Below are 12,257 nucleotides of genomic sequence, written 5' to 3'. Positions count from 1 at the left end.
TGTGGGAGCGGGTTTACCCGCGAAGAAGGCCACGCAGCACTCAAGTGGAACCCTGTACATGCACCAGCAAAACATCCTCTTCGACCTCGACGGCACCCTGACCGACCCGCGCCAGGGCATCACCCGCTCGATCCAGTATGCCCTGGCCAAGCTGGGTATCGACGAGCCGGACCTGACCCGCCTCGAGCACTTCATCGGCCCACCCCTGCTGCAGGCTTTCATGCAGTTCTACAGCTTCGACGAAGCCAAGGCCTGGGATGCGGTGAACTTCTATCGGGAACGCTTCAGCGTCACCGGCCTGTACGAAAACCTGGTGTTCGACGGTGTGCCGGAGCTGCTCGAGGCCCTGAACGGCCAGGGCCGCACGCTGTACATCGCCACCTCCAAGCCGTGGAAGTTCGCCCGTGAAATCGCCCGGCACTTCGCCTTCGACCACCACTTCAAAGTGATCTACGGCAGTGAGCTGGACGGCACGCGCACCAACAAGGTCGAGCTGATTCGCCATCTGCTTGATGAAGAAGGGCTGGACCCGGCGCAGACCCTGATGATCGGCGACCGCAAGCATGACCTGATCGGTGCGCGCAGCAATGGTTTGCAGGCAGTGGCGGTGGGGTATGGGTTTGGTAGCCAGGAAGAGTTGATGGCGGAAGAACCGGCCTACCACTTTGCGACCTTGGCCGAGATGCATCAGGCCTTCCTCAAGGCTTGATGACCATGGGGGCTGCTTTGCAGCCTATCGCCGGCAAGCCAGCTCCCACAGGGACAGTGAATGGCTTGAGGTCAATGCGGTTGGGGTGGGAGCTGGCTTGCCGGCGATGGGCCGCAAAGCGGCCCCAAAGCTCACCGGCTAACCATCAACCGCTGCAACGCCGCCTTCCGCTCATCGATCGGCAACCGCCCCAACTGCTCGACCCGCTGATAAAACCGCGCCCAGTCCCCTCCCACCTCACGGAACAGCGCCGCAAACGCCGGTACCCACTGGTCATACAGCCCGAACGGCAACAACTTGGCATTGCTCATCGGCCCATACATCCAGGCGTCATAGCGCTTGTCACCCCCCCACTGGCCATCACGCACCTGCCGGTATTCCCGCCTTAGCCGCTCGAACTCCGCCTGCTTGGCCGCCCGCTTCTGCACATCATCCAGAGGCCCGGCATACATCGCCTGCAGCCGCTCGCGGCTGGCCAGCACCAACCGGATGAACTGCTCACGCTGCTGCCCCTGCTCCCCGCCAACCGCAGCGAGCCCACGCGCCACACGCCATTGCCGCGTGCCTTCCTGCTCGACGAAGGAAGCAAACGACTCGTTGAACTCGGTGTCGTCCTGCACATAGAAGCGCTGGTGAGCCAGCTCATGGAAGATCAGTGTGGCCAGGCGCTCGTCGCTCCAGCCCACCATTGACGACAGGATCGGGTCGTCGAACCAGCCCAGGGTCGAATAGGCCTCCACTCCACCCACGTACACATCCATGCCATCCTGGCGCATCAACGCCGCCGCCCCACGCGCCGCGCCTTGCTGGTAGTAGCCGCGATAGGCCACACACCCCGCGATCGGGAAGCAGTGCGTCACTGGCTGCAACGACAGCTCGGGGGTGGCGAACACATTCCACACCACATGGGGCCTGCCAATGTCGGCATACACCCGGTAGCTGCGGTTGTCCGGCAGCTTCAACTGCTGGCTGGCAAATACCCGGGCCTGCTCGGCATGCTCCAGGCGCGCGCGCAGTTGCGCGGAGGTGGCCGGGTCGGCCATTACCTGCTCCACCGGCTGCCGTGCACGCAGCAGCTGCCACTGGCCCTCAGCCAGCTGCCCATAGTAGGCGGCGCTGCTACAACCGTTCAGCAGGAGCGCCGCCAGCAGGGGAACCAAACGGGTGAAAACAAGGTCGAGTGGCCCAGGGCCTGAGCGCTGCATAAGAATAAGTCGAAGCATCCGGGACTGTCTGACTCGCTCAAGGCCGATTCACTCCAAGACTATCTCGCCAAGGGGGCGTTTCGCCATGCGTGCACTGTTGGTCACCGGCTCACTGCTGCTGATATCCGCCTGTTCGACCTTGCCAGACCCGGACCCGAACCAGGCCTGGGTCGACCTCACGCCCTACGACAATACCTCGCTGCACGCCGTGCAGGTAGATGAACGCGACTGGGCCGACAGCCGCTATTTCGAAGTGCAGCCCGGCAGCCATGAGCTGACTGTGCGCTATCAATTCCCGGTTACCCCCAGCAACATCGGGCCGGTCGACGAGCCGCTGTGGCGTGATTGCCAGGTCAAGCTGACCTTCAAGGACTTCAGCGCCGGCCAACGCTACCAGCTGCAGGCTGGCAGCATCGGTTTCCGCCCCTGGATCAAACTCTACGACCATCAACAAAAACTGGTTGGTCAGGGCTTGCCTGCAGGCTGCCAGCGCACCTGAACCGCACAAACGGCGCTATGCTTGTAGCGTGTAAATCGCAAGCGGGAGTCTTGCCATGCGCCAGCCCATGATGCTGATCGCCCTCAGTGCACTGGGGGCTTGCGCCAGCCCCTTGCCGCCCGTCGACCCCAAGCAGGCCTGGGTCGACCTGTACACCATGACGCCCGGCAGAATGATCATGGCCGACCGCCTCGACGGCCAGCGCCTGGATGATGGCCGCTACTTCCAGGTAACGCCGGGCAAGCACGAACTCGTCGTGCGCTTCGATTACGAGATCTACGGTGGCGGCCTCATGACCCAGCCCAGGGACCGCACCTGCTACCTGACCGTACGCTTTGACGACTTCAGGGCCGGTGAACGCTACCGCCTGGAGGCACGGGCGCCGGTGATGGAGCCGCAGGTGCTGCTGTATGACGGCAGCCGCAAGGTGGTGGTGAACGAGCCTAGCGAGGTGTTCTGCATTCCCTGACCTGGGGCTGCTGCGCAGCCCGATCGCCGGCAAGGCAGCGCCCACAAAGAGCGAAGTAGCCCTCTGTGGGTATTGGTTTGTCGGCGATCGGGCCTTGAAACCTACTGATCATTCTTCTGGTAAATGATCTTCCTGGTCCCGCCATCACAGGTCCCGACGACCATGTTCTGGTCCTTGACCTCGCTGTTGGGCACGATCTCCAGGGTATAGGACGAAACCCCCTGTGCCTGGATCTTCGCCTCGATCTCGGCTTTAAGCTCCTCACACGGCTTGACCGCCGCCAGCGCAGACGTGGCGACCAGGGAAGCCAACACGGCGATTGCTACGCGAATCATGAAACGGCTCCTGAAAGGGCAGTGGTGCTGCCGACGCGGTTTAGACTACAGCAAACCGCTCTCATTGCACCGCTTCCCCCAATCCGAGGCCAACCGCCTACGGCAAGTTCGGAATCGCAAGGCAAGCATTGAATCCGTCGAATGTGCCCATACAGAGTTCAAAAGGCCTGTGGCCAAATACCTTTGCGGAGGCTCCATGACGCAGCTGCGTGACCTGAAGATTTCCACCCTCGACCTGGTGCCGGTGCGCGCCGACACCGGCCCGGCGCAGTCGCTGCGCAACTCGCTGGACCTGGCGCAGCACGTCGAGCGCTTTGGCTACAACCGCTTCTGGGTGGCCGAGCACCACAACATGGACGGCATCGCCAGTTCGGCGACTGCGGTGCTGATCGGCTACCTGGCCGGTGGTACCTCGAGCATTCGCGTGGGCTCTGGCGGGGTCATGCTGCCCAACCATGCGCCGCTGGTGATCGCCGAGCAGTTCGGCACCCTGGCCAGCCTGTACCCGGGGCGCATCGACCTGGGCTTGGGCCGCGCGCCGGGTTCCGACCAGATGACCGCCTACGCGCTGCGCCGCGACCGCGCCGGTGGCCCGGATGACTTCCCGGACGATGTCGAGGAACTGTCGCGCTACCTCGGCCCACGTACTGATGATCAAAAAGTGATCGCCGTGCCAGGGCACGATACCGACGTGCCGATGTGGCTGCTCGGTTCCAGCCTGTTCAGCGCCCAGCTGGCCGGCATGCGCGGCATGCCCTACGCCTTCGCCTCGCACTTTGCGCCGCGCTACATGCACGAGGCGATCCGCGTGTACCGCAACCACTTCAAGCCCTCGACCACGCTGGACAAGCCGTATGTGATGCTCGGCGTCCCCATGGTGGTGGCGGAAACCGATGAAAAGGCCGAGTACCTGGCCACTTCGGTGTACCAGCGCATCCTCGCGCTGATTCGCGGGCAGAGCCTGATGCAGAAGCCGCCAGTGGAAAGCATGGATGGCCTGTGGCTGCCCCATGAGCGGGATGCGGTGGGCAGCTTCCTCGGCCTGGCGATGATCGGCAGCCCGCAGAAGGTGCGGGCCAAGGTGGAAGTGCTGCTGGAGCAGACCGGCGCGGATGAGCTGATCTTTACCTGTGACCTGTATGAGCATGCCGACCGGATCCGGTCCTATGAACTGATGGCGCAGGCTCTCAAGACCGAGTGACCTTCTTCGCGGGTAAACCCGCTCCCACAGGTACGGCGCCAGGCTCAGGCCCTGTGATATCCCTGTGCGAGCGGGTTTACCCGCGAAGAAGCCACCGCATCAGCCGCGCCGGTACACAATCTCCTTGGTACCCGCCTCACAGCTACCAATCACCTTGCCAGCCGGCTCGCCCTTGTCGACGATCTCCAGCTTGTAGCCGGTAACCCCCTTGGCATCCAGCTTCGCCGCAATTTCCGCCTTGAGCTCCTCGCACGGCTTGCCCGCTGCCAGTGCACCACCAGCCAGGGTCATCAGGCCCAGCGCCAGAATCAGTTTGTTCATCACTCGCTTTCCTTGTGCAGATGAAATCAGAAAGGGCGCCGGCCAAGGCGCCCCCTTCCTGAATACCCCATCATGCCGGGCTCATCCAGCCCGGCAGTGTTTCAGCTGTTGGCGATACGGAAGCCGACCTTCAGCGTGACCTGAAAATGCGCCGCCTTGTTGTCGCGGATATGGCCACGGGTATCTATCACTTCGAACCACTCCAGGTGCTTGATGCTCTTGCCGGCTTCGGCCAGGGCATTGTTGATCGCCTCTTCGATACTGGTGGTCGAAGACCCCACCAGTTCGATCTTCTTGTAAGTGTGATGATCGGTCATGAGCGCTCTCCTTGGATAACGGTGAGGTTCAGCCTAGCAGCGCAGGCCGGGTTTACCTGCGAGCCGTCACCGTGGGCAAAAGTTCGATCGCACTTTCACGCCGGCCAAAGGTCGCAATCCTTACAGTCCATACTGCAAAGGAGAGTCAACATGCACCGCCATTCGCTGCGTAGAACGTCCCTGGAAAGCATGGAAGCGGAGATCGAGAGCCTTCTGAAAAGCCTGGAAAACCTCAAGCATGATGCGTCGGAGGAATCCCAGAAGTCGGTGAAGGCAATCCGCAGCAACGCCGAAAGTGCCCTGCGTCATTCGCGCCACCTGCTGAGCGATGCCTACGAGGAAGTGAAGCATCGCACCCGCCAGACCGGCATCGCCACCCGCGACTATGCCCAGGAACACCCGTATACCACCGCCGGCGTTGCCATTGGCGCGCTGGGCCTGCTGGCAGCGTACCTGATGTGCAAACGCAACTAGGCGCTCTGCCGCGCCAGTTCCGCCCGTAGCCACTGCGCCAACTGCTCGGCGCGCCCGTCCGCGGCGCGCCTGGGCACCCATAACGCCAGCGCCGCGCGGGTAGGTGAAAAGCCCCACGGTGCGCTCAAACGGCCCGCCCGCAGGTCATCGGCGACCAGCGGCTGCGGCGCAATTGCCACACCCAGCCCGGCCACGGCCGCTTCCAGCAGGTAATACAGGTGCTCGAAAGCCTGGCCATAGTGGAGGGCCGCCGGCTCCAGTCCCTGCTCCAGCGCCCAGGTCGGCCAAGCCTGCGGGCGCGAGGTGGTGTGCAGCAAGGCCTCGCCCAGCAAGGCCTTGGCCGGCGCGCCCTGCAAGCGCTGGAAACCGGCGAAATGCGGGCTGAGCACCGGCCCGATGCGCTCCTCGACCAGCACATGCACCTGCATGTCCGCCGGCCATGGCGGCTCTGCATACACCAACAGCGCATCCAGCCCAGGCCGCCGCGGGTCGAGGTCGCCTTCACCCGCCGACAGGTGCAGGCGCAGCTCAGGCAGGTCCGCCTGCAGCCGCCCCAACCGCGGGATGAACCAGCGCGCCAGCAGGCTGCCCGAGCAGCCCAGCACGAACGGCGCCTCGCTGACATCGTGGCTGAGCTCGGCACACACGCTACGCAGCCGGTCGAAGGCTTCGCCACTGGCATCGCGCAGACGCACACCGGCATCTGTGAGTTTGATGCCACGCCCGTCCTTCACGAACAGCGCGACGCCCAGGTGCTCCTCGAGCACCTTGATCTGCCGGCTGACGGCGCCATGGGTGACGTGCAACGCTTCGGCCGCCTGGCTGACGCTATTAAGTCGCGCGGTGGCCTCAAAGGCCCGCAGGGCGTTGAGGGGAGGGAGGTCGTGGGCCATTTTATCTGTGAGCTTTTCTGACAAGTTTGCGCAATCTTATCGGTTTTCAGCCGGGCTTGCCGTGGTTAGAGTAAAGCCCATCACTCATTCATTACGCCCTGGAGCGCCCCATGACCCAGTCCCAATACCGCCCCGGCCCCGACGCCAACGGCCTGTTCGGTTCGTTCGGTGGCCGCTACGTGGCCGAAACCCTGATGCCACTGGTGCTGGACCTGGCCCGCGAATATGAAGCGGCCAAGGCAGACCCCAAGTTCCTCGAAGAGCTGGCCTACTTCCAGCGCGACTACATCGGCCGCCCCAACCCGCTGTACTTCGCCGAGCGCCTGACCGAGCACTGCGGCGGCGCGAAAATCTTCTTCAAGCGTGAAGAGCTCAACCACACCGGCGCGCACAAGGTAAACAACTGCATCGGCCAGGTGCTGCTGGCCAAGCGCATGGGCAAGAAGCGCCTGATCGCCGAAACCGGCGCTGGCATGCACGGCGTGGCCACTGCCACCGTTGCCGCGCGCTTCGGCCTGCCTTGCGTGATCTACATGGGCGCCACCGACATCGAGCGCCAGCAAGCCAACGTGTTCCGCATGAAGCTGCTGGGCGCCGAGATCGTCCCGGTCACCGCCGGCACCGGCACCCTGAAGGACGCCATGAACGAGGCACTGCGCGACTGGGTCACCAACGTCGAAGACACCTTCTACCTGATCGGCACCGTGGCCGGCCCGCACCCGTACCCGGCCATGGTCCGCGACTTCCAGTCGATCATCGGCAAGGAAACCCGCGCCCAGCTGCAGGAAAAGGAAGGCCGCCTGCCAGACAGCCTGGTTGCCTGCGTCGGTGGCGGCTCCAACGCCATGGGCCTGTTCCATGAATTCCTCGAAGAGCCAAGCGTGCAGATCATCGGCGTGGAAGCCGGTGGCCACGGCGTGCACACCGACAAGCACGCCGCCAGCCTGAACGGCGGCGTACCGGGCGTGCTGCACGGCAACCGCACCTACCTGCTGCAGGACGAAGACGGCCAGATCACCGACGCCCACTCGATTTCCGCCGGCCTGGACTACCCGGGCATCGGCCCGGAGCACGCCTACCTGCACGAAGTGAAGCGTGTCGAGTACGTCAGCATCACCGACGACGAAGCGCTGGATGCGTTCCACGCCACCTGCCGCCTGGAAGGCATCATTCCGGCCCTGGAAAGCTCCCATGCCCTGGCCGAGGCGATCAAACGCGCACCGAAGCTGCCCAAGGACCACCTGATGGTCGTGTGCCTGTCGGGCCGCGGCGACAAAGACATGCAAACCGTCATGAACCACATGGCCGCCCAGGAGAAACAGGCATGAGCCGTCTTGAACAACGCTTCGCCGAGCTGAAGGCCGAAGGCCGCTCGGCACTGGTCACCTTCGTCACCGCGGGCGACCCGGGCTATGACGCCTCGCTGCAGATCCTCAAGGGCCTGCCGGCAGCCGGTGCCGACGTGATCGAACTGGGCATGCCGTTCACCGACCCGATGGCCGACGGCGTGGCCATCCAGCTGGCCACCCTGCGTGCCCTGGAAGCCGGTCAGACCCTGGCCAAGACCCTGCAGATGGTTCGCGAGTTCCGTGTGGATAACCAGACCACACCGATCGTACTGATGGGCTACTACAACCCGATCCACCGCTTTGGCGTGGAAAAGTTCGTGGCCGAAGCCAAGCAAGCGGGTGTCGATGGCCTGATCATCGTCGACCTGCCGCCGGAGCACGATGCCGAGCTGGCGAGCCCGGCCCAGGCTGCGGGTATCGACTTCATCCGCCTGACCACCCCGACCACCGACGATGCGCGCCTGCCGCGCGTGCTGGAGCGCAGCTCCGGGTTCGTCTACTACGTGTCGGTGGCCGGTGTGACCGGTGCCGGCTCGGCGACCACCGAGCACGTGACCGAGGCCATTGCCCGCCTGCGTCGGCATACCGATCTGCCGATCAGCGTTGGTTTCGGCATTCGTACACCGGAGCAGGCTGCGGCCATTGCCCGTCTGTCGGACGGCGTGGTGGTGGGCTCGGCGCTGGTCGACAAGATTGCCCAGGCCAAGACTGCCGAGCAGGCAGTCAACGATGTATTGAGCCTGTGCTCGGCACTGGCTGAAGGGGTGCGCGGCGCCCGCCGCTAAACCGCATCGCCTGCTTCGCGGGTAAACCCGCTCCCACAGGAACCGCGCCGCTCTCCAAGGCTGTGCAAAACCTGTGGGAGCGGGTTTACCCGCGAAGAGGCCGGCACAGGCTATAGAGGCCTATCCCCCGAAAATCGACAAATTCAGCGGCCGCACAGCCCCCATCCAGATCGCATGGTCCCGGTGGTCTGCCAGTTCATCCCCGGTCAACGGGTGCATGAACACCACCAATCCCTTGCGATACAACGCCAACCAAGGCAATACCACCCCCACCACCTCCGGCCCGAACGCCAGCTGGCAGCTCCAGTCCGGGTGCGGCCCCACCGGTTGCTGATGCATGCGCCCCATGGTCACGGGGAACAGCCGCGAGGCTTCCTCGCACAGTTCACGGGCCTGCTCCATGGTCGCTGCGTCGTAGTAAACGTGGGCGTGGTAACCCTTGATCCTCTGCACGATAACTCCTGATTGCGGTCCAATCATCATCACCTGCAAGGGGAATGATGCCGTGAAAAATGCCGAAACCCCAGTATTCAAACTGGTCCTGTTCGGGCCTGAAAGCAGCCTGGGCAATGCCCTGATGGTCGAGCTGCTGTCGCGCCAGCACGAAGTCATCGCCGTGGTCGGCGACCTCAACCGCCACGCCGCGCGCCCGGGCCTGCATTTCAAGATAGGCGGGCTGGGCGATGCCGACCAGGCGGAGCAGGGCGCGGCAGGCGGTTCGGCGGTGATTGCCCTGTTGTCGGCGCTGGCACCGGGTGACCTGCCAGGGCAAGCCCGCATGAGCGAGGCGCTGGTGGCGGGGCTGAAGCGCACGACTATACGCCGGCTGGTGCTGCTGGGCGATTTCGACGTGCTGGATGAGCCGGGCAAGTACAACGAGGTGGAGCGGGAGTGTGTGGATCAGGTGGTTGATGTGCTGCAGCGTAGTACGTTGCACTGGACCCTGATCAATGCACCGCAAGAGATGCCTGGGTTGGGGATGGAGCATTTTCGCAGCACCGAAGGTACGCTGGAGCCGGGGTTGGCTGAACCGTTGCGGCACCTGGCCAGGGTCGCGGCGGGGATGGTGGATATGCTGGAGCTGGATTTGCACCGGGGCGAGCATCTGAACTTCGTGGTCTAGATTGCCGGGGCTGCTGCGATGGGCCGCAAAGCGGCCCCAAATCTCAACGGCTGCGCTCTTGTTCCAGCCAATTCACAAACCGCTCGATCAGCGCCCCACGCCGCTTGCGTGGTGGCAGGACCGCGTAATACCCACGTTCCGATCGCAAACTCCCCTGCAATGGCCGGCACAGCAACCCTTGCTCCACCAGCCCGTCCACCAGGTGTCCCCAGCCAATCGCCACCCCTTGCCCGGCAATCGCAGCCTGGATCAGCAACGTATAGTTATCAAAGCGCAACTGCCCCGGCGGCGGCGGGCTGGCCACGCCAAACCCGCGAAACACCCCTGCCCAGTCAAACCAGCGGCTAGCCTGCTCGCCCTTCAAATGCAGCAAGGGCAATCGTTGCAAAGCCACGGCTGACAAGGGTTTGCCATGAATCAGCCGGGGGCTGCACACCGGGAAAACTTCCTCGTCGAACAGCCAGCGGCTCTCGCCCTGGTGAAAGCGCCCATCGCCAAACAGCACCGCCACATCGATGTCCGGGCGCAACATGCCCTGGCTGCGCTCACCGGTCACCAGGCTCACATCCACCTGTGGATAAGCCTCGTGAAAACGCTGCAGCCGTGGCATCAGCCAGAACGCCGCAAAGGCGAAGTCGGTCGCCACCTGCAGCACTTCGCGCTGGCCACGCCCACTGGCCTGGGCAATGCCGTCCTCCATGGCCTGCAGGCCCTGATGCACCTGTTCGAACAGCACCTGGCCAGCCTCGGTCAGCTCGATGCCCCGGTAGATGCGGTCGAACAGGCGCGTGCCCAGCTGTGCCTCCAGCCGTTTGACCTGCTGGCTTACCGCCGGCTGCGTGGTGCCCAACTCCAGTGCCGCCGCAGTGAAACCGCGCAAGCGGGCTGCGGCCTCGAACACACGCAAGGTATCCAGCGACAACTCGGCAAGATGCTCAAACATAAGTGCAGCTAATCCCAGTCATTGCCCGCCATGGGCTTTACCCATGTTATCCACAGTCGCATCTTGGTAGGCAAGCGGTTCGCATAACACTCAACGATGGAAGCCACCATGACGCGCCCGAATATCCTGTTCATCATGGCCGACCAGATGGCCGCACCCTTGCTGCCAATCTACAGCCCTTCGCCGATACAGATGCCAAACCTGAGTCGCCTGGCCGAGCAAGCGGTGGTGTTCGACTCGGCGTACTGCAACAGCCCGCTGTGCGCGCCGTCGCGCTTCACCCTGGTCAGCGGACAATTGCCCAGCCGCATTGGCGCCTACGACAACGCCGCCGACTTCCCCGCCGACGTGCCGACCTACGCCCATTACCTGCGCCGCCTGGGCTACCGCACCGCGCTGTCGGGCAAGATGCACTTCTGCGGCCCGGACCAGCTGCATGGCTACGAAGAACGCCTGACCAGTGATATCTACCCGGCCGACTACGGCTGGGCGGTGAACTGGGATGAGCCGGACGTGCGCCCAAGCTGGTACCACAACATGTCCTCGGTGCTGCAGGCCGGCCCGTGCGTGCGCACCAACCAGCTGGATTTCGACGAGGAAGTGGTGTTCAAGGCGCGCCAGTACCTGTACGACCATGTGCGCGAAAACGATGGCCGGCCGTTCTGCCTGACCGTGTCGATGACCCACCCGCACGACCCGTACACCATCCCCAGGCGCTATTGGGATCGCTACGAGGGTGTGGATATCCCCATGCCTCGCGCCGAGTTCGGCCAGGCAGAACTCGACCCGCACTCGCAGCGCCTGCTGAAGGTCTACGACCTGTGGAACAAGCCACTGCCCGTGGACAAGATCCGTGACGCCCGCCGTGCCTACTTCGGCGCCTGCAGCTACATCGACGACAACATCGGCCTGCTGCTGCAGACCCTGGAGGAATGCAACCTGGCCGACGACACCCTGATCGTGTTCTCCGGCGACCACGGCGACATGCTTGGCGAGCGCGGCCTCTGGTACAAGATGCACTGGTTCGAGATGTCGGCGCGGGTACCGCTGCTGGTGCACGCGCCGAAGCGCTTCGCGCCGGCCCGGGTCAGCGCCTCGGTGTCGACCTGCGACCTGCTGCCGACCCTGGTCGAACTGGCCGGCGGCGCTGTGGATAACCACCTGCACCTGGATGGCCGCTCGCTGGTCGGCCACCTGCAAGGGCAGGGCGGCCATGACGAAGTGATCGGCGAGTACATGGCCGAAGGCACCGTCGGCCCGCTGATGATGATCCGCCGCGGGCCGTACAAGTTCGTGTACAGCGAAGATGACCCATGCCTACTCTACGACCTGAGCCGCGACCCGCACGAGCAGGAGAACCTCACCGGCAGCCCGGAGCACCAGGCGCTGCTGCAGGCATTTGTCGATGAAGCACAGCAACGCTGGGATATACCCCGCCTGCGCCAGCAAGTGCTGGCCAGCCAACGCCGCCGCCGCCTGGTGGCCGAAGCGCTGTCCATCGGCAAACTGAAAAGCTGGGACCACCAACCCCTGGTCGACGCCAGCCAACAGTACATGCGTAACCACATCGATCTCGACGACCTCGAGCGCAAGGCACGTTATCCACAGCCCGCCCCCTTGGATTGAGAAGAGAG

Annotated in this window: 16 protein-coding genes; 9 read left to right on the top strand and 7 right to left on the bottom strand. The window is 64.0% G+C overall.

Features of this window, described 5'->3' with window-relative positions; all coding sequences use genetic code 11:
- Positions 1-58: 58 nt before the first annotated feature.
- The gene (locus FQ664_RS00750; RefSeq protein ID WP_144170020.1) at positions 59-709 is read left to right on the top strand and encodes an HAD family hydrolase; all 651 of its coding nucleotides are present in this window, start codon (positions 59-61) and stop codon (positions 707-709) included.
- Positions 710-840: 131 nt separating this feature from the next.
- Here FQ664_RS00750 and FQ664_RS00745 read toward each other — a convergent pair whose 3' ends face one another.
- Entirely contained in the window at positions 841-1,914 is a 1,074-nt protein-coding gene (locus tag FQ664_RS00745; protein WP_144170019.1) for an aminopeptidase, read from the bottom strand.
- Between the two features lie 85 nt (positions 1,915-1,999).
- Here FQ664_RS00745 and FQ664_RS00740 point away from each other — a divergent pair, with 85 nt between their 5' ends.
- Positions 2,000-2,413, top strand: a complete 414-nt coding sequence (locus FQ664_RS00740; protein ID WP_144170018.1) for a PA0061/PA0062 family lipoprotein — start codon at positions 2,000-2,002, stop codon at positions 2,411-2,413.
- Positions 2,414-2,468: 55 nt separating this feature from the next.
- The gene (locus tag FQ664_RS00735; RefSeq protein ID WP_144170017.1) at positions 2,469-2,882 is read left to right on the top strand and encodes a PA0061/PA0062 family lipoprotein; all 414 of its coding nucleotides are present in this window, start codon (positions 2,469-2,471) and stop codon (positions 2,880-2,882) included.
- 101 nt (positions 2,883-2,983) lie between these two features.
- Here the strand turns inward: FQ664_RS00735 and FQ664_RS00730 are convergent, their stop codons facing one another.
- Entirely contained in the window at positions 2,984-3,217 is a 234-nt protein-coding gene (locus tag FQ664_RS00730) for a DUF1161 domain-containing protein (RefSeq protein ID WP_144170016.1), read from the bottom strand.
- A gap of 196 nt (positions 3,218-3,413) precedes the next feature.
- On the opposite strand from FQ664_RS00730, the gene FQ664_RS00725 reads away from it, so the two are divergent.
- Positions 3,414-4,418, top strand: coding sequence for an LLM class flavin-dependent oxidoreductase (locus FQ664_RS00725; RefSeq protein ID WP_144170015.1), 1,005 nt, complete (start codon positions 3,414-3,416; stop codon positions 4,416-4,418).
- Between the two features lie 99 nt (positions 4,419-4,517).
- Here FQ664_RS00725 and FQ664_RS00720 read toward each other — a convergent pair whose 3' ends face one another.
- Positions 4,518-4,739, bottom strand: a complete 222-nt coding sequence (locus FQ664_RS00720) for a DUF1161 domain-containing protein (protein WP_144170014.1) — start codon at positions 4,737-4,739, stop codon at positions 4,518-4,520.
- A gap of 101 nt (positions 4,740-4,840) precedes the next feature.
- Positions 4,841-5,056: a dodecin gene (locus tag FQ664_RS00715; protein WP_013970282.1), complete on the bottom strand. Its 216-nt coding sequence runs from the start codon at positions 5,054-5,056 to the stop codon at positions 4,841-4,843.
- Between the two features lie 150 nt (positions 5,057-5,206).
- On the opposite strand from FQ664_RS00715, the gene FQ664_RS00710 reads away from it, so the two are divergent.
- Positions 5,207-5,530 (top strand): ElaB/YgaM/YqjD family protein, encoded by a 324-nt coding sequence (locus FQ664_RS00710; protein WP_144170013.1) that lies wholly within the window; start codon positions 5,207-5,209, stop codon positions 5,528-5,530.
- On the opposite strand, the gene FQ664_RS00705 is transcribed toward FQ664_RS00710, so the two are convergent.
- Positions 5,527-6,423: a LysR family transcriptional regulator gene (locus FQ664_RS00705; RefSeq protein WP_144170012.1), complete on the bottom strand. Its 897-nt coding sequence runs from the start codon at positions 6,421-6,423 to the stop codon at positions 5,527-5,529. The two genes, FQ664_RS00710 and FQ664_RS00705, sit on opposite strands and share 4 nt — an antisense overlap.
- Positions 6,424-6,533: 110 nt before the next feature.
- Here FQ664_RS00705 and trpB point away from each other — a divergent pair, with 110 nt between their 5' ends.
- Positions 6,534-7,751 (top strand): tryptophan synthase subunit beta, encoded by a 1,218-nt coding sequence (gene trpB, locus FQ664_RS00700; RefSeq protein WP_015268451.1) that lies wholly within the window; start codon positions 6,534-6,536, stop codon positions 7,749-7,751.
- Positions 7,748-8,557, top strand: coding sequence for a tryptophan synthase subunit alpha (trpA, locus tag FQ664_RS00695; RefSeq protein WP_144170011.1), 810 nt, complete (start codon positions 7,748-7,750; stop codon positions 8,555-8,557). The genes trpB and trpA overlap by 4 nt, the downstream gene beginning before the upstream one ends.
- Positions 8,558-8,677: 120 nt before the next feature.
- Here the strand turns inward: trpA and FQ664_RS00685 are convergent, their stop codons facing one another.
- Positions 8,678-9,010 carry a DOPA 4,5-dioxygenase family protein gene (locus tag FQ664_RS00685; protein WP_144170010.1) on the bottom strand — a complete coding sequence of 111 codons (333 nt, stop codon included), beginning with the start codon at positions 9,008-9,010 and terminating at the stop codon, positions 8,678-8,680.
- Between the two features lie 52 nt (positions 9,011-9,062).
- On the opposite strand from FQ664_RS00685, the gene FQ664_RS00680 reads away from it, so the two are divergent.
- Entirely contained in the window at positions 9,063-9,680 is a 618-nt protein-coding gene (locus FQ664_RS00680; RefSeq protein WP_144170009.1) for an NAD(P)-dependent oxidoreductase, read from the top strand.
- Between the two features lie 43 nt (positions 9,681-9,723).
- Here FQ664_RS00680 and FQ664_RS00675 read toward each other — a convergent pair whose 3' ends face one another.
- Positions 9,724-10,623, bottom strand: a complete 900-nt coding sequence (locus FQ664_RS00675; protein WP_144170008.1) for a choline sulfate utilization transcriptional regulator — start codon at positions 10,621-10,623, stop codon at positions 9,724-9,726.
- A 108-nt stretch (positions 10,624-10,731) separates the two neighbouring features.
- Between FQ664_RS00675 and betC the strand changes: the two genes are divergently transcribed.
- A complete protein-coding gene (gene betC, locus FQ664_RS00670; RefSeq protein WP_144170007.1) occupies positions 10,732-12,249 on the top strand; it encodes a choline-sulfatase in 1,518 nt (505 codons plus the stop codon).
- The last annotated feature ends 8 nt before the right edge of the window (positions 12,250-12,257 follow it).

Origin of the sequence: Pseudomonas persica (genome assembly GCF_900291015.1) — a bacterium.
Lineage (GTDB): Bacteria > Pseudomonadota > Gammaproteobacteria > Pseudomonadales > Pseudomonadaceae > Aquipseudomonas.
This window is presented reverse-complemented; position numbering and strand designations above follow the sequence as displayed.

Coding starts and splice junctions, on each gene's coding strand:
- FQ664_RS00750 (WP_144170020.1), top strand. CDS start 59: ATGCACCAGCAAAACATCCTCTTCGACCTCGACGGCACCCTGACCGAC.
- FQ664_RS00745 (WP_144170019.1), bottom strand. CDS start 1,914: ATGCAGCGCTCAGGCCCTGGGCCACTCGACCTTGTTTTCACCCGTTTG.
- FQ664_RS00740 (WP_144170018.1), top strand. CDS start 2,000: ATGCGTGCACTGTTGGTCACCGGCTCACTGCTGCTGATATCCGCCTGT.
- FQ664_RS00735 (WP_144170017.1), top strand. CDS start 2,469: ATGCGCCAGCCCATGATGCTGATCGCCCTCAGTGCACTGGGGGCTTGC.
- FQ664_RS00730 (WP_144170016.1), bottom strand. CDS start 3,217: ATGATTCGCGTAGCAATCGCCGTGTTGGCTTCCCTGGTCGCCACGTCT.
- FQ664_RS00725 (WP_144170015.1), top strand. CDS start 3,414: ATGACGCAGCTGCGTGACCTGAAGATTTCCACCCTCGACCTGGTGCCG.
- FQ664_RS00720 (WP_144170014.1), bottom strand. CDS start 4,739: ATGAACAAACTGATTCTGGCGCTGGGCCTGATGACCCTGGCTGGTGGT.
- FQ664_RS00715 (WP_013970282.1), bottom strand. CDS start 5,056: ATGACCGATCATCACACTTACAAGAAGATCGAACTGGTGGGGTCTTCG.
- FQ664_RS00710 (WP_144170013.1), top strand. CDS start 5,207: ATGCACCGCCATTCGCTGCGTAGAACGTCCCTGGAAAGCATGGAAGCG.
- FQ664_RS00705 (WP_144170012.1), bottom strand. CDS start 6,423: ATGGCCCACGACCTCCCTCCCCTCAACGCCCTGCGGGCCTTTGAGGCC.
- trpB (WP_015268451.1), top strand. CDS start 6,534: ATGACCCAGTCCCAATACCGCCCCGGCCCCGACGCCAACGGCCTGTTC.
- trpA (WP_144170011.1), top strand. CDS start 7,748: ATGAGCCGTCTTGAACAACGCTTCGCCGAGCTGAAGGCCGAAGGCCGC.
- FQ664_RS00675 (WP_144170008.1), bottom strand. CDS start 10,623: ATGTTTGAGCATCTTGCCGAGTTGTCGCTGGATACCTTGCGTGTGTTC.
- betC (WP_144170007.1), top strand. CDS start 10,732: ATGACGCGCCCGAATATCCTGTTCATCATGGCCGACCAGATGGCCGCA.